The 16176-nt window shown below is 30.7% G+C and carries 19 protein-coding genes and 1 tRNA gene; 16 read left to right on the top strand and 4 right to left on the bottom strand.

Annotated elements, in window-relative coordinates; all coding sequences use genetic code 11:
* Positions 1–92 precede the first annotated feature (92 nt).
* Genes pdxS through ACZ5LY_RS00300 form a run of 6 tightly spaced genes read left to right on the top strand, consistent with a single transcriptional unit; the run spans position 93 to position 5403 of the window.
* Positions 93–974, top strand: a complete 882-nt coding sequence (pdxS, locus tag ACZ5LY_RS00325; protein WP_013413443.1) for a pyridoxal 5'-phosphate synthase lyase subunit PdxS — start codon at positions 93–95, stop codon at positions 972–974.
* A gap of 21 nt (positions 975–995) precedes the next feature.
* Positions 996–2063 (top strand): Ni-sirohydrochlorin a,c-diamide reductive cyclase catalytic subunit, encoded by a 1068-nt coding sequence (gene cfbD / locus ACZ5LY_RS00320; protein ID WP_013413442.1) that lies wholly within the window; start codon positions 996–998, stop codon positions 2061–2063.
* The gene (locus ACZ5LY_RS00315; protein ID WP_464577595.1) at positions 2060–3067 is read left to right on the top strand and encodes a sugar phosphate nucleotidyltransferase; all 1008 of its coding nucleotides are present in this window, start codon (positions 2060–2062) and stop codon (positions 3065–3067) included. The genes cfbD and ACZ5LY_RS00315 overlap by 4 nt, the downstream gene beginning before the upstream one ends.
* 2 nt (positions 3068–3069) lie before the next feature.
* Entirely contained in the window at positions 3070–3663 is a 594-nt protein-coding gene (gene hisH / locus ACZ5LY_RS00310; RefSeq protein ID WP_013413440.1) for an imidazole glycerol phosphate synthase subunit HisH, read from the top strand.
* Positions 3663–5030: an AIR synthase-related protein gene (locus tag ACZ5LY_RS00305; protein WP_464577594.1), complete on the top strand. Its 1368-nt coding sequence runs from the start codon at positions 3663–3665 to the stop codon at positions 5028–5030. Before hisH ends, ACZ5LY_RS00305 begins: the two co-directional genes overlap by 1 nt.
* Positions 5020–5403: a hypothetical protein gene (locus tag ACZ5LY_RS00300; RefSeq protein ID WP_464577593.1), complete on the top strand. Its 384-nt coding sequence runs from the start codon at positions 5020–5022 to the stop codon at positions 5401–5403. Before ACZ5LY_RS00305 ends, ACZ5LY_RS00300 begins: the two co-directional genes overlap by 11 nt.
* A gap of 3 nt (positions 5404–5406) precedes the next feature.
* On the opposite strand, the gene ACZ5LY_RS00295 is transcribed toward ACZ5LY_RS00300, so the two are convergent.
* Positions 5407–5970, bottom strand: coding sequence for a V4R domain-containing protein (locus ACZ5LY_RS00295; protein ID WP_464577592.1), 564 nt, complete (start codon positions 5968–5970; stop codon positions 5407–5409).
* Positions 5971–6189: 219 nt separating this feature from the next.
* On the opposite strand from ACZ5LY_RS00295, the gene ACZ5LY_RS00290 reads away from it, so the two are divergent.
* Both ACZ5LY_RS00290 and ACZ5LY_RS00285 read left to right on the top strand, forming a co-directional pair.
* Positions 6190–8667 carry a hypothetical protein gene (locus ACZ5LY_RS00290; RefSeq protein WP_464577591.1) on the top strand — a complete coding sequence of 826 codons (2478 nt, stop codon included), beginning with the start codon at positions 6190–6192 and terminating at the stop codon, positions 8665–8667.
* A 20-nt stretch (positions 8668–8687) separates the two neighbouring features.
* Positions 8688–9236: a class I SAM-dependent methyltransferase gene (locus ACZ5LY_RS00285; RefSeq protein WP_464577590.1), complete on the top strand. Its 549-nt coding sequence runs from the start codon at positions 8688–8690 to the stop codon at positions 9234–9236.
* Here the strand turns inward: ACZ5LY_RS00285 and ACZ5LY_RS00280 are convergent.
* Positions 9237–9331, bottom strand: a tRNA-Met gene (locus tag ACZ5LY_RS00280).
* A 76-nt stretch (positions 9332–9407) separates the two neighbouring features.
* The gene (gene gatA / locus ACZ5LY_RS00275; RefSeq protein WP_464577589.1) at positions 9408–10775 is read right to left on the bottom strand and encodes an Asp-tRNA(Asn)/Glu-tRNA(Gln) amidotransferase subunit GatA; all 1368 of its coding nucleotides are present in this window, start codon (positions 10773–10775) and stop codon (positions 9408–9410) included.
* A 57-nt stretch (positions 10776–10832) separates the two neighbouring features.
* Between gatA and ACZ5LY_RS00270 the strand changes: the two genes are divergently transcribed.
* The 3 genes from ACZ5LY_RS00270 to ACZ5LY_RS00260 are packed head-to-tail and all read left to right on the top strand — an operon-like array spanning position 10833 to position 12729.
* A complete protein-coding gene (locus ACZ5LY_RS00270) occupies positions 10833–11858 on the top strand; it encodes a CapA family protein (RefSeq protein WP_464577588.1) in 1026 nt (341 codons plus the stop codon).
* A 19-nt stretch (positions 11859–11877) separates the two neighbouring features.
* The gene (locus tag ACZ5LY_RS00265; protein WP_464577587.1) at positions 11878–12306 is read left to right on the top strand and encodes a DUF2507 domain-containing protein; all 429 of its coding nucleotides are present in this window, start codon (positions 11878–11880) and stop codon (positions 12304–12306) included.
* A gap of 36 nt (positions 12307–12342) precedes the next feature.
* The gene (locus ACZ5LY_RS00260) at positions 12343–12729 is read left to right on the top strand and encodes a hypothetical protein (RefSeq protein WP_464577586.1); all 387 of its coding nucleotides are present in this window, start codon (positions 12343–12345) and stop codon (positions 12727–12729) included.
* Positions 12730–12733: 4 nt separating this feature from the next.
* Here ACZ5LY_RS00260 and ACZ5LY_RS00255 read toward each other — a convergent pair whose 3' ends face one another.
* The gene (locus ACZ5LY_RS00255; RefSeq protein ID WP_464577585.1) at positions 12734–13732 is read right to left on the bottom strand and encodes a M24 family metallopeptidase; all 999 of its coding nucleotides are present in this window, start codon (positions 13730–13732) and stop codon (positions 12734–12736) included.
* 88 nt (positions 13733–13820) lie between these two features.
* Between ACZ5LY_RS00255 and ACZ5LY_RS00250 the strand changes: the two genes are divergently transcribed.
* The 5 genes from ACZ5LY_RS00250 (at position 13821) to ACZ5LY_RS00230 (ending at position 16175) form a co-directional block, all read left to right on the top strand.
* Positions 13821–14555, top strand: coding sequence for an aldo-keto reductase family protein (locus tag ACZ5LY_RS00250; protein WP_464577584.1), 735 nt, complete (start codon positions 13821–13823; stop codon positions 14553–14555).
* A 109-nt stretch (positions 14556–14664) separates the two neighbouring features.
* Positions 14665–14787 (top strand): hypothetical protein, encoded by a 123-nt coding sequence (locus ACZ5LY_RS00245; protein WP_013413429.1) that lies wholly within the window; start codon positions 14665–14667, stop codon positions 14785–14787.
* Positions 14788–14811: 24 nt separating this feature from the next.
* On the top strand, positions 14812–15189 hold the full coding sequence (locus ACZ5LY_RS00240; protein ID WP_464577583.1) for a hypothetical protein: 378 nt from the start codon (positions 14812–14814) through the stop codon (positions 15187–15189).
* Between the two features lie 52 nt (positions 15190–15241).
* The gene (gene cynS, locus ACZ5LY_RS00235; RefSeq protein WP_464577582.1) at positions 15242–15685 is read left to right on the top strand and encodes a cyanase; all 444 of its coding nucleotides are present in this window, start codon (positions 15242–15244) and stop codon (positions 15683–15685) included.
* A gap of 205 nt (positions 15686–15890) precedes the next feature.
* Positions 15891–16175, top strand: coding sequence for a hypothetical protein (locus ACZ5LY_RS00230; RefSeq protein ID WP_464577581.1), 285 nt, complete (start codon positions 15891–15893; stop codon positions 16173–16175).
* The last annotated feature ends 1 nt before the right edge of the window (position 16176 follow it).

Raw genomic sequence — 16176 nt, 5'->3', positions numbered from 1 at the left:
AACATGTTTTGTTGTGAAAATTATATATAAAAACCATTAAATAAAATTTTTATTGTAGTTAGGCCCTTTTTAACAAAGATGGAGGTAAATAAATGAAATATGGAACTGAGAGACTCAAAAGAGGATTCGCAAAAATGGTCAAAGGCGGAGTGATAATGGACGTTGTAAATGCAGAACAAGCAATGATAGCCGAAGATGCCGGAGCAGTTGCAGTTATGGCACTTGAAAAAGTACCTGCAGACATAAGGGCTAGCAAAGGAGTAGCAAGAATGGCAGATCCAAATAAAATTGAAGAAATAATGGATGCTGTTTCAATTCCTGTGATGGCAAAAGTAAGAATTGGACATTTTGTTGAAGCACAAATACTGGAAGCATTAGGGGTTGACATGATCGATGAGAGTGAAGTTTTAACACCGGCTGATGAAAGATTCCATATAGATAAAAGAAAATTTAAAGTACCTTTTGTTTGTGGTGCAAGAAACCTTGGGGAAGCATTGAGACGTATAGCTGAAGGAGCTGCAATGATAAGAACTAAAGGTGAAGCAGGCACAGGAAATGTTGTAGAAGCTGTAAGACATATGAGAATAATTATGGGACAAATTAGAGAAATAATGAATAAAGATGAAGAAGAGTTATGGGAATACAGTAGGAAAATTGAAGCCCCATTTGAGTTAGTAAAAGAGACGGCTGAGTTAGGTAGATTACCAGTTGTAAATTTTGCTGCTGGAGGTATTGCTACACCAGCTGATGCTGCATTAATGATGCAATTAGGAGCAGATGGCGTGTTTGTTGGATCTGGAATATTTAAATCTAAAAATCCAGAAGCATATGCAAAAGCTATAGTGGAAGCTGTTGCAAATTATGATAATCCTGAAGTGTTATTAGAAGTATCAAGAGGACTTGGTGAAGCAATGCCTGGTATAGAAATAAGTGAGATACCTGAATCAGATCGTATGCAAGAAAGAGGTTGGTAATTGAGGAGTTGAGGTGAATATTTGCATCCCAGACCTAGTCCAATTGCAGCTGCACTTTACACACTCCGGGATTTAGATGTTGATTTAATAGTTTTACATGGACCTAAAGGTTGCTGTTTTAGGACTGCAAGATTGTTGGAACAAGATGGTGTAAGAGTTGTAACAACAGGCATGTCAGAAAAAGATTTTGTATTTGGAGCAGAAGAAAAACTCACAAAAACACTTAAAAAAGCTTATAAGATGTTTTCACCAAAACTTATTGGTGTAGTTGGTACTTGCGCCAGCATGATTATTGGTGAAAACCTTAAAAGAGCTGTGGAAAATGCTAAAGTTCCTGCAAAGGTTTTAATAGTAGAATCTCATGGAGGTTTTGGTGAAGGGGATAATACTGAAGGAGCGATAGCAGTATTAGAGGTTGCAGCTAAAGAAAGATTAATATCTGAGGATGAAGCTAGAAGACAAATAAAAATGCTTAGAATGGCAACTGCTATTGAAAAAACTAGAGGGATGGCACAAGGAAAGTATATTCCTCCGTTGGAAGGAGATAATAAAAAAAAGGTAGCTAAAATAGTTATAAATGCATTTAAAAATGGAAAAAAGGTTGCAATGGTTTTAAATGCAAAAAAGGAAACTGCATATTTATTTGCAGATGTATTAAGATTACCCTATTCAAAATTAAATGGAAATCCAGTAGTAATTGCTAATCTTGATGAAAACATTGGTCTTCCAAGAATAAGAAATCATGCGAAAAATATTAAAAAAGAATTAAAAGATAATGGAGTCAATATTAACTATATAACAGGAGGGTTAGATGAATATCCTGTCACAGGGAAAAAAGCCATGGAAATACTTGAAAAAGAAGAAATAGATTTTGCAGTTGTTTCGGGAATACCTCATGCACTCCCAATTGAAAAATACAATAATATTGAAATGGTAGCAGTTACTGACGGTCCAAGACTTGTAGAACCTCTTAAAAATATTGGTTATAAATATGTAGTTTTGGAGTTAGATGCTCATGCGAAAACTTTAGGTAAAAGAAGGATTGTAAATTCTGAATTTGGAAATATAATAAGGAGTGAGATATCATGAAATCTCCTGTTGGAATGATATTATGTGGTGGATATGGTAAAAGATTGAGGCCAATAACAGAACGTATTCCTAAACCTTTGATAGAAATAAAAGACGGATATACAATTCTTGATAAACAACTTTTTGATTTTAAAAGTGCTGGAATTGATAAAGTTTATTTATTAACAGGTTTTTTAAGTGAAAAAATTAAGGAAAGATATGGTAACGAATACAAAGGTGTAAAACTTGAATATGTGGAAGAAGAAAAACCATTAGGAACATTAAATGCAATTAGATTAGGAATGGAACATGTGGAAGATGATGTTGAGTGTGTAATAAGAAATGGTGATGTTGTAGCAGATTTAAATCTTAAAAAAATGATAGAAATGGGAAGAAATTCTGATTATCCCTTAACAATTTTTATTACTAAAATGAAATCCCCATATGGAATAGTTGAAATTACAGGAGATCGCATAACTTCATTTAAAGAAAAACCTTATTTAAAATATTATATAAATGGTGGTATTTATTTTGTGAAGGAAAAGTTAGATTTTGAAGAATTTGAAAAAGGAGATATTGAAAAAACATTGTTTCCAAAATTAGCCCGTGAAAACAAATTAGGATATTATAAAGAGGATGACACATTTTGGATGTCAGTAGATACCTCTAAAGATTTAGAAGAAATTCGTAAAGAATATGAAAATAGGACAGACAAACCTTGGGGATACGAAAAAATACTGATTAAAACAAAGAAATACTTAACAAAAGAATTATTCATAAAAGAAGATTATAGGACTTCCTTCCATTATCATGAAAAGAAAGATGAGACAATGTTCATTGTTAAAGGTTCTGGTTATATAGAATTCGAAGATAAGAAACAATACTTTAGTAAGAATGATACAATACATATACCTCCTAAGACTCCTCATTCAATAGTTGCTACAGAGAATTTAAAAATATATGAAGTTTCAACTCCACATCTTAAGGATACTATCCGTATAAAAGATTATTACGATGTGAGATAGCAATGATTGCAGTGGTAGATTATGGTAGTGGAAATTTAAGAAGTATTATGAATGCCTTTAAAAATATTGGAGTCAATGTTAATGTAACAAATGATAAAGAAATATTGAAAACTGCAGATGTATTGATAATTCCTGGTGTAGGGGCCTTTAAAAAAGCCATGGTAAATATAGAACCTTTCAAAGATATAATAATAGAGCATGTTGAGGATGGAAAACCAATATTAGGAATATGTTTGGGATTACAAATATTATTTACAGAAAGTGAGGAAAGTCCCGGCGTAATGGGATTAAATATTATTCCTGGTAAGGTTGTAAGGTTGTCAGCTGAAAAAGTACCTCATATGGGATGGAACAAAATTAAAATAAAAAAAGAATGTCCATTGTTAAATGACATAAAAGATGGTTATTTTTATTTTGCTCATTCTTATTATGCAAAACCTAAAGATTGGAATGTTGTAGCTGCAACTACTTATCATGGTTCTGAGATACCTGCAGTTATTTGTCATAAAAATATCTATGCTACACAATTTCACCCTGAAAAAAGTGGAACATTAGGATTAAAAATATTAAATAACTTTGTAGAATTGGTGAAATAATGGACATGGAAGGTTTTGTAAGAAAAATGCTTAAACAAGAAAACGAAAGAAAAGTTAAAAATAAATTAATAAATAGAATAAGAGAATTTAAGGAAATAGATAAAGAAAAGGCTGCAAAATTGGCCTCAGCTGTAATTGAAGAAGTTAAAAACACTTTTAAAATAAATGAAGAAGATAAAGAACTGAAAGAATTAGTTGAATATCCAAAAGCTAATGTTACAATGGGCGAAATGGGAGTTGGATCTAGGGGAAAAGGAGATTTTTTTGTACATAGAAAAATAGCTGAAATTTCTTTGAGTAAAGGTAAAACTGTTGTTGATCCTACCTCACAAGATGATGGTGGTGTAGTTAAAACCGAATCAAAATTTGGAAACATCTATGTTACTACAGCAATTGATGGTATACATTCTCGTTTGAGTGAATATCCTTTTCTTGGTGGATTTCATGTAACAAGGGCTGCACTTAGAGATGTCTATGTGATGGGTGCCAAACCAATAGCCATAATAAGTGATTTACATCTTGCAGATGATGGAGATGTAGGTAAGTTATTTGATTTTACAGCAGGAGTTTCTGCAGTTTCAGAGTTAACAGGTGTTCCAATAACTGCTGGAAGTACATTACGTGTAGGCGGAGACATGGTATTAGGTGATAGGCTTGTGAGTGCTGTTGGGGCTGTAGGTATTTCTAACATAGCTCCAACAGCTAGAAAGAAAGCAGAAGTTGGAGATAAGATTTTAATGACTGAAGGTTCTGGAGGAGGCACGATAACTACTACTGCAATTTATCATGGCTTTTTTGATGTAATATATGAGACTTTAAATATTGATTTCATGAAAGCTTGTGAGGCAATTATCAATGCTGGACTGTTAAATGAAATTCATGCCATGACTGATATTACAAATGGTGGTTTAAGAGGGGATGCCCACGAAATATCTTCAACAACAGGATTAGGATTTGTATTTAATAAAGAAAAAATATTTGATTTGATAAATCCTAGAGTCTTAGAAATGTTAAATAAATTGGACATTGATCCATTGGGAGTTTCAATAGATTCATTGATGGTAATAGCCCCCAAAGATGTTTGTGAGGAAATTAAAGACGTTGTGTCTAAAGTTGGAGTAAAAATAGATTATGTTGGCTATGTAGATGATTCAGGAGTTCCTAAGCTTAAGTCAAAAAATGAAGAAAAAATATTAAAACCATTGTTTAGAGAGGCAGCATATACAAAAATCAAAAAAGTTGTTGGAGAAAAAACTCCTGAAGATTTTGAAGAAATGAAAGAGAAAGTTAAAAATGCTGCATTAAAAGCTATTAAAAAGAAAAATAAAATTGTAGAAATGATCCGGAAGAAAGAACATGGAAGATAAAGGATATATATTTACAATTGATGCAATACTTTCTCTACTTATTTTATTTATTTTTATTTCAACTATCTGTAATATTAAAATGCCAGTTTTCTATGAGAGTAACGCTGATGAAATATTATCAACGATGGCAAATTGTCCTTCTCCTTATAATTCCACACTTGAAAAAGCATGTTTTTATTTGGATTCAAATGATAAAGAAAATGCTAAAAGAGTATGTGAATGCTTTTTTAGAAAAAATTTTCCAGGGTTAAGTTATAAGTTGATAGTTGATAATAGAAGTGAAGTTCTTGCTTCCAGTGGAACTCTAAATAATACTGATTCAGCAATTAGAAATTTTGGATCACATACTTTCTATCTTTTGCTTAATGCTTAATGTTCATAATTTGTCGTAATATTTTGTTACGACTTTAAATTGACAATAAGGATATCCTTGAGCTTTGCATTTTGTTTCTCTTACTTTGACTTTTTTATCTAAAATTTCCTGAAGTACACCCTTAAATAGACCAGTTTCATAGTGACAAATTGGTTTTCCAATATTAGGCAGCCCTGAAACTCTTAAAGATTCATAAACTCTTAATTCAATCTCTTTATCTAAAATTTTATATATATCTAGGATCATGATTTGGTTTTCAAATAAAAATCTTTGTAAAGATTCTAGAGAAGTTACAAGTCCTTCCCTCACTAATAACTTCCCAGTTTTAAATCCATTTAAGAACATGTTAGCTCTTTGATGTTCGTCTCCATGTAAAATTGACATTACTGCTGGATCTAGTACTCTAAAACCACTAACACCATACGATAATAAATATTTCCTATCAGAAGTGATGACATTTTTTAGAGAAACCTCTTTGTCTTTTTCATCTTTTTTCATTTTTGTAGAATTTTTTCTATAAAATTTTATACTTTCTTCGATAATTTCTTCAAGGCGTGTATTTAACATATCTATTCACCATTTTGTTCTATAACATTCGAACAATATATATTTTCCTACTATTCGGGAGTCATATGTTTTTATTTTTTTTATTAAAAAAAATTTTGGAACTTTAGTTCTTAAATTTTGTACTTTTTTGATAAATTTTTTTACATTTATTTAAGTCGAAATGTATTTATAGACACTACACTAATGATATTATGTCATTCAAAAAAAGGTTGTGAAATTTTGAAGTGGCAAGGATTGTTAGGAATATTAGTAGTAGTATTAATACTGACAATGTCTAACACAAGTTCAGCAGTTAACAATGTAAATTCAACAAGTTTAATGTATATATCTGGCCAAAAAATAGCTAAAGATGCATTAAACGATAAAATATTGGACCTAACAAATTCTAAAAGAAATTTATTAATAACCACTGCAGGCAGTATTTCTTTCAATAGTAAAGATTCTACAGATAGTATACAAGCAATCATTGATACATTTTCCAATTCAAATTTAACAGGAGAAAAAGGGATCACATATAGCAATGGAAATTTAATTTTATTAAATAATCCTAGGGAATTAATGTATGTTCTTGTTTCACAAAAAAGCAATGGAGATCTCTATGCAAAAAAGTACACAATTAATAACAATATTATTGAAAGTAGTAAAACATTTTACATCTCCATATCTCAAATGTCTGAAAAACAACTTACAAATGTTGCAAATATTCTGGGCAGGAATATAATAAGGATTGCAAATGCTTGGGCAGTAGGATGTCCACCAGATTTGTTAGCAGTGACTTTTTCAGCGAATGATATTAGAGACGTAGATATAGCTAGCTATGCAATGTTAAAAACCTTTGCATTGACTTTTGGACCTTCAGGATTTTACTACATAATTATGCCAATGAATACTACTGATCTTCCTATGTATGGAATATTTGGATTTGACGTTAAATCTTATTATACAAATGATCCCAATTTGAAGCATGGTGAAATGGTAGCAATATGTTATAATAATACATCAAAATCAGGAGTATTGGCATTAATGAGGACTAAAATCTTTGATGAAGATTTTAAACAAAGATTTAGCTATGAAACTGGTATTCCTTGGCAACATGAGAAATATTTCATGTGGCTTTTAAAATTACTACAAAAAGATCCCAAATCTTTATTTGAAATTGAAGCGTTGAAAACAATTGAAGAAAAAGATCTTAAATATTTATTGTCTGGTGTAGATAAGGACTACATCAAAAAACTAAGAGATACTCAGGTTTCATGGGCTACAGATATATTTCCTATAATAAATTATTCAAAAATGTTTAATTTAGGAGTTGAGACATTCAACAGTGTATATAATAAAGGATTATTTAAAATAGATGAATTAGCAAAAGGGTATGTTGGAGTAGTTGTTCCTCCTTATTATTGTAACGTATTTGGAAAATATTCATTAGTCGGATACATAGATGGCATATATTTAGCTGCAAAAAAATTATTAAAAAATGCTGGATACAATGAAGGTGGTTTTACAATAAGAAATATATTACAAATAAGAAATCCTTGGACTTGGTTTTCAGGAATAAAAACAGCATTTATAAAAGTAGAACCTGAATCTACAAAATATTATGAAAATACTCGTAACATTGACCAGCTAAAAATCAGTGGTATAAGAATAGACATTGACCCTGTAAAAGGTGCATTAAATACAACAAAAATATTTGATATTAGCCCAGCAATATCCTCATCATTTATGGTTGGAAATGCACTAATACCAGCAGTTGCCGGCATTGCCTATGCATGGGCCGCAAATGCACCTCAAAGTTTTATAACTGTGATTGGTAGAGTTGGATGCATTTGTTCACTTAAATACTATGACCTAGCAGAATATGCATGGAAAAAGTTACCACCATCATCTCAAGAATATTATATATTTATTGCACTGGTAACTCCAGATGAGACTAATCGTCAAATATCTGGAAGGACAACTGCATTTGCAGTGTCTCCTTCTCAATCCACATATTATGCATTACCAGCTTTAAGAAATGCGTATGCTGATTATTCAATTTTAATATTATGGGACAAAATAAAAAATACAGGGAAAGCAATGCTTCTATATTATAATGAAAAATCAATGGATGAGTTAATGACATTAGAGGGGTATGTTAGCAGTAAATATAGTAATAGAGCATCATTGTTTTGGCATTTAGACAAAATATACAATGAAGGAATTCACCATGACATATTAAATTCTATTATTAGTATAGAAAAGGTAATTCCAGTTACCTCAAAATATTTAAAAGAATTAACGACTCTTGGAGTAGATCCTATAAGAATGTTGATGACATATATACTGAGTGAAATTTCTACTTTAACAAGACCTCCCATCCAAACAATGACCATACAGTTTCTTCATTTTCCCATGATAATCAGTAAAACAAGTAGAATTTTCAACATACATCCATATATTTCACATTTAAAGATTTACACATTTTCTTATAGACATAAATTTGCAACTGCAACATCTCTATACAGAACAAACTTAGCAAAGAAAATACAACCACTCATTAGTAATAAAAAATTAAATTATCCATCAACGAAAAATACAAGCTTAATAATTCTGTTACTCCTAGTATTTGTCATTGCATTGTTGACCAGCTACGTTAAAAGAAAAACTATTGTAACTTCTTTGAATAAAATTCTTCATAAAAGACATGGAAAATAATTTTTTCTTAATTTTTTTCCATGACTACAAAAAAGATCATTTACCAAAAGTTAGCTTTGGATATTTTAGAAATTTCCAAAATTAATGAAGGAATATGTATAGATGTAGGCACAGGAAATGGATTTTTAGCTATAGAACTTGCCAAACATTCAAATTTGAAAGTCTTTGCTATAGATATATCTCCAAAAACGATAGATATCGCGAAAAAACATGTAGCTAAGAAAAAATTATTGAAAAAAGTAATAGTAAAACATGCTGATGTCCATAGAATGCCATTTCCCACAAATTTTGCAGATCTGGTTGTTAGTCGTGGTTCTATGTTCTTCTGGGAAAACAGGACAAAAGCATTTAATGAAATATATCGAGTTTTAAAACCAGGAGGATTTGCATACATAGGAGGAGGATATGGTTCAGCAGTTCATTTAATTAATTTTAAACATAAAATTCACAAACATAAACGTATAAAAGTAAACGATTTAATTTTTGAGCTTGATTCTTCTATAATTCCAAAATACAAGATTACTAACGATGAAACTGGCTTATGGGTACAATTTAAGAAAAATAAATGATGCCGGGGGCGGGATTTGAACCCGCGACCTCACGGTTTCTCAGGCTCAGCCAAGCCCTATGAGCCGTGCGCTCTAACCAGCTGAGCCACCCCGGCTACTAATTTCAATGATTTATTCTGTAAAATTAATAAAGGGAATTTTTGATATATATATTTAACGTTTTTATTGGTTTTAAGTAATAAGTTTTTTAATTGCATGCGCCGCCTGCAACACTTTATAATCTTCACAAGCTTTTGCCTGTATTTGAACTCCTACTGGGATATTTTTTATTTTTCCAACATCTACACTTGCTGCAGGTATTCCCACAAGATTTGTAAGACAAGTTAATATATCGTATTTATACATTTCTAAAGGTTCAATTTCTGTTCCTATTTTATGAGGTAATTTTGGGAGAGTAGGACCTATTATTATATCCACATCTTTTAACAATTTCATAAATTCTTTTCTTATTAATGAACGTGCTTGTAAAGCTCTTCTATAGTATTTTCCTGAATATTCTTTCTGGCTTATATATGATCCAATCTGTATTCTACGTAACACTTCTTCACCACAAACTTCTTCAATTCTATAACCATATTTACGTCCATCATATTTTCTAGTTGCAGAGAAAAATTCCACAAAGTTAATTAAATAATATGTTGGTAAAACCAAGTCAATGTAATCAAATTTAAGTTCCTGAATTTCAACGCCATGTGCATCAAGCTCAGAAACAATATCATTCACAACCTTAACTATTGAATCTTGTGATACTTCTTGAAATTCTTTTACTATACCTACTTTCATATTCTCAATATTTCCTTCTAGATTATTAGTAAATGATGGTTTTATTTTCATTGTTGTTGGATCAGCAGGATCATATCCAACGATAGTATCTAGCATTAAAGAAATTCCTGTAACATCATTTGCGAAAGGACCTATTTGATCAAGACTCATTGCGAGGTCTATAAGTCCATATCTTGATACAAAACCATATGTTGGTTTAAATCCTATTACTCCACAACATGCAGCAGGATTTCTTATTGATCCACCAGTATCTGAGCCTAAAGCTATATCACACATATCAGCTGCAATTGCAGCTGCACTACCACCACTTGATCCACCAGGAATATAACCAGGAGCTGAAGGATTATCTGTAGGACCATAATAAGATGTTTCTGTTGATGAACCACATGCAAATTCATCCATATTAGTCATACCAATTATTATTCCATCTTCATTCTTTATTCTTTTTATTACAGTGGCATCATAACCACTTACATAATTTTCTAATGTTTTAGAACCTGCAGATACTGTGAAACCCTCTACATTGATATTACTTTTTATTGCTATCACTAAACCTGCTAATTTACCTGTTTTTTCACCTCTTGCTATCTTTTTGTCTATCTCTTCTGCAGTCTTTCTTGCACCTTCTTCATCTATTTCTATAAATGCATTTATTTTAGGATCTTTCTTCTTTATAGTATCTATGAAATTCTCTAGATTTTCTACAGCGCTTATTTCTTGATTTTTTATAGCTTTTACCTTCTCCAAGATTTCCATACATACACCTCATTATAAATTAAAGTTATTAATACAGAAAACCAATAAATAATGTTTATGTTAAGGAAATTGATTTTTATAGTTTTAATTTTATCTTTATCATCCTTGTTAACTATATGTTTTATTCCTATCCAAAAAGTGCCAAAACCTGAGAAACCTATCAATATTACTTTTACTGGAGACGTGATGTTAGGACGTGGTGTAGATTCAGTTTTACATGAAAATCCACAACCATTTAAATACATTCTCAATATTACAAACAATACAGATTTAACAATCATTAATTTAGAATCACCTGTCACTTATTCAAATAATCAATCTGAAAAATTAGTTACATTTAAAGCAGATCCGCAATTTATAAAATTTCTTAAAGAAGGTGGTGTCGATGTTGCATGTCTTGCAAACAACCATATCATGGATTATGGAATGTCAGGACTTAATGATACAATGAAAAATCTTAAAAACAATGGTATAATGTATGTAGGAGTAGGTTCCAATATTCAAGAGGCCTATAAACCACTAATTGTAAATATTAAAGGAAAAAAGATAGCAATCATAGAAGCTTCAGAATTTGTTGACGAATATTCACAACCTGCAACCAAAAACAGGCCAGGATTTGCACCAATTTCTTGGGATCATATAAAATCTGCAATACATCAAGCAAAAATAATGGGAGCTAATTATATTATTTGTGAATTTCATTATGGAAATGAATATCATCGAATTCCAAATGAATTTCAGAGAATGATATCGCATAAATGTATTGATGAAGGAGCTTTCATGGTTATAGGACATCATCCCCATGTTGTTGAAAGTATAGAAAAATATAAGGGTCATTTAATATTTTATAGTCTTGGGAACTGTGTATTTGACCAACAAAACCCAGAAACAAAAAAATCTATGATAATAGTTGTGACTATTAAAAATACTAGTACTACTGTTCATATTTATCCTATAAAAATTGTAAATTGTTATCCTCAACCAATGGATGCAAAAGAAGCCAAAATATTTCTTAAAGAACTTGAGTCATATTCAAACATAAAAATTAAATATGAGAATGGGATAGGGATAATTAATAATTAATTTTTAATAGGTGTTAAAAATGTTAAATTCTGAGAGAAGACAACTTGGTTCTACAGTGAGTATTGATATTTTTAGAGGTTTAAGGCATATATCTCTGGCAAAATATATTGGAGAAGATGCTGCAAAGTCTCTTCTTTATTATTCAGGTAAAGAATTAGGAAAAAAATTAAATGCAAAAAGTATTGAGGAACTTAAGGAAATTTCTAAAAAAAAAAGATTGGGATTAATTTCAGTTGTAGATGTAGATCCTCTAAAAATAAGAATTGATGAATGTGTAACTTGCTATGGATTACCAGAATGTGGAAAAACTCTTTGTGATTTTGAAGCTGGAATAATTGCAGGTGCATTAGAAAAAATACTTAAATGTAAGGTCGTTGCAAAAGAAACACATTGTTTTGGATTAGGAAACGATTTCTGCCAGTTTGATGTAAAATTGATTAAACGTTAAAAAAATTATTTTTTATTAGAAAACCAATAAAATAATATGGAAAGAGGACAGGCATCTGCAGAACTAATACTTGTATTAGGGATAATAGCCATAATAATTTTGATTTTTGCTTTCAATGTAGCTAACCAATTTCGTGAAGATAAGGTAATTTCAGTTATTAGAGAAGGAGCATCAAAATCTATCTCAGAACTTCTATACAATGGCACTATATTAGAACCTGTTAAGATTACAAAGATTTATGTCAATGGGAATGAAACAAATAAAAATGTTAGTATTTTCCTTAACAATGCTTTAAGCAACGATCAAAAGTCAATAGTTGTCAATGAAACAATAAAATCATTAGTTGGTTTAGGAGCTGAGCAAATTAGTGATGACACTGTGAAAGTTGGCAATGTATATTATAGAATTGTTATTTATCCATAAAAATTTAAAAATATAGAGGTAATTTTTTTGTTAATACCTTTGCTCTTTTTTTCTTTACAAGAACCATGTCTTCAACTCTTACACCAAATTTTTCAGGAATATAAATACCTGGTTCTACTGTAATAACCATGTTTGTTTTAAGTTTTGTATCATCTTTTTTTGATAAAGAAGGTCTTTCATGAACTTCCAATCCAACGCCATGACCAGTAGAATGTATAAAGTATTTACCGTAACCATATTCCTTAATTACATCTCTAACAATTCTATCTATTTTAGATGCAGTTATACCAGAACGAATAGCATCTATACCTTTTTTTTGGGCTTCAAGCACAATTTCAAACATTTCTTCTTCTTTTTCGGTTTTTACAATTGTTCTTGTCATATCTGAACAATAATGGTTGTATCTGGCTCCCCAGTCAATTAAAATAGGATTTTCTAACTTTTTGTTTGATGGTGACACGTGAGGATAACTTGATCTTTTTCCTGATGTAACTATTGTTTCAAATGCTGGTTTTTCAGCTCCATTTATACGCATATTATAATCAATGGATGCTGCTACTTCATTTTCACTTCCATCAAATGCCATTTCTTTTATAATTTTTTTAGATATAGAAATAGCTTTTTTTATTTGTTTTATTTCATGTTTGGTTTTTATCATTCTTAAGTAAGAAATAAAATCTTTTATAACAAAATCCCAATTACCTTCCAATTTTTTAACAATTTCAAATGGTGTTGAAGGTTCTATAAATACCTTATCAAACCCATTTTTTTCAAATCTTTTTTTAATTTCCTTAAGAGATTTGAATTCATCTACCTGAACATTTGAATATTTTTCAGCTGCAGTTATATCCATTTTACTAACTAAAAGTAAAGGTTCTTCTTTTATAATTAAAATTGAAAAACTAGAAGGTTCAAAACCTGTAACATAATATATATTTTCTTTTTTTGTTATTATTCCTGCATGAATGTTTTCTTCTGTCATTTTAGTTAATAATTTTTCCACGAAATTTCCTCCTTAATATTTTGAAAATTAATTTTTGTTTAAATTAAAAAATAGTATTTAAGGTAACTTCAAAGTGTGGGAGTATCAAATGTTTAATGGAGAAATTAATCTTAAAAACAGGAAAATACCTAGATTGTTATTAGGGACGTCTTCTTTTATTGGAGCAGGACAATTTGGAGCAAAAGCAAGCTACTATTATTCTACTTTATATAAAAAACCTCACAACATGTACAAAATAATAAAAAAATCATGGGAAATTGGTGTTAAAGGCATACAACTTCTACCATATAAACCAATAATTAAAGCACTTGAGATGGCAATAAAAGATGGATGTAAAATGAAAATTGTTGGAACAATACGTCCAAACACAGAATTAGAAGATATAGAATTGTTAGATGACTTAGAAGCAGAATCCATGGTTTTACATGCTAGTTTAGTTGATGGAGGTAATTTTAACTACGTTGAAACGTTACTAAAGAAAATAAATGATAAGGGAGCAATAGCAGGACTTGCCACTCATGCCCCTTATAAAACTACTAAAAGAATTTTGAACTCAAGTATTAGAAAAATGTTCGACATATACATGCTACCATTTAACAGTCTTGGATATTTGATGGATAGGTCTATAGAAGAGATAGAAAATTTAATTGAAAGATTAAATAAAAAAATAATTGCAAAAAAAGTGCTTGCAGCAGGTAAATTAGAACCAAAAGAAGCTTTAAATTATTTAAAGCTTAAAAAATGTGTTGACATTGTTACTGTTGGTGTAGCATCTCCAAATGAAGCTAAAGAAACTTTTAATGTTTTTCTTGGTAGGTATTAATTTTTAGCAAAATTAGTAATATCGCAACATTTATATATAATGAATTCCTTAGTTGATAATGTCGGAAGTAGGTTGCCGATTTCCTATATATTTCCGGGAGGTAAAAAGAATGAACATAATAGACGAAAAAGTGGTTTGCGTTGTATTGCCTACAATATTGACGTTTTTAATAACATTGCCAAGCATTGCAATGTTTTACGGAGGATTAGCTGAATTAGAAGAGTCAATATAAATAATAAAAACAAAGGGTCTTAAAATGCTAATCTTAAAAATTCAAAAACAAGATTTTGAAAGAGAATGGGAAAAAGTTAAGGAAATAAACAAAATTATTGATTGCTTGATTGCAGAACTCAAAATCCCAGAAGAATATTTAGAACTTTACAGGAATTCATCAATTTTACCATTGGAAGAGGCTATCAACATTGCTGAAGCAATAGGTGATGAGAAAGCATGCTCTTACCTATATTTTTTATATTCAATTAGAAATTTGAGAAGAGGTTGGTATAAGCATGCAGAAAAATCTTTGGATAAATGTATAAAATATTCAAAGGAGGCAGGCTTGAGAAAGATAAATAGTTTTGCAAAAATGCTTCGTAATGTAATGTTGGCATTTCAACCATTTACCAAAATTTAAGAGGGTGTAAAAATGAAAATAGCAATTTTTTACAGTTGAGGAGGGATGGAGTATGAATAAGGAAGAAATGCGTAAACATATACTGGCAGCCAAAGAGTCTAAAAATCTGACTTGGGAACAAATTGGAAACGAAATTGGCAGGAATGCTTTAGGTGCAGCTATGTTAGCATATGGATATAGTGTAGCTAACGATAAAGAGGCAGAAAAATTATGTAAATTATTAGAGCTTTCTGAAGAGGTAAAAGAAGCTCTTAAAAAAATTCCCTATCGAAAGCCTATTCAACCTTGGCCCCCAACAGATCCTTTTGTTTATCGTTTTTATGAAATTGTGATGCTTTACGGACCCGTTATTAAAGAAGTAGCTCATGAGATGTTTGGAGATGGTATAATGAGTGCTATTGATATGAAGTTAGATATCAAAAAAATAAAAGAAGATAATAAAGAAAGAGCAATGTTCATCTTTAATGGCAAATGGTTAAAGTATAGGAGATTTTAGAGGTTATTATGACACAGACGGCAGATGCAGAAATCTTTGTGTCTGTGTACAGTAAAGTGATAAAAAATTGTATAAAAGTGAATTTTTAACAAAAGAGATTAATAGGAAAGTCTTACAAAAAAGTCATGTAGATAATAATAATATTTACTTTTCATTGTTACCTGCATGACAGAAACGATTAACCATAGCTTGAATATTTTAGTGAGTGGCAATAGAATTTTCAGAAGCTGGACATGATGCAGTTCTAGCTGAGAAGAATAGAGAGGTGATGGAAGAGGAACATTGGAAGAAAGTTGAGGATGCTGGAGTTGAAATAACTGATAAAGATGAAGAAGCAGCGAAAGATGCTGAAGTAGCAATACTTTTCACACCATTTGGGAAAAGAACTTATGAGATAGGGATTTCATCTTTACATCCTGCAGCAGTTCCAGGGACACCTCAGCATGGACATTATGTTATATCTGGGAAAACTACATCGGGCTTGAAATAGC

The organism is Methanothermus sociabilis (assembly GCF_055392295.1).
The sequence above is the reverse complement of the archived record's forward strand: the minus strand, read 5'-3'. Positions and strand labels throughout refer to the sequence as shown.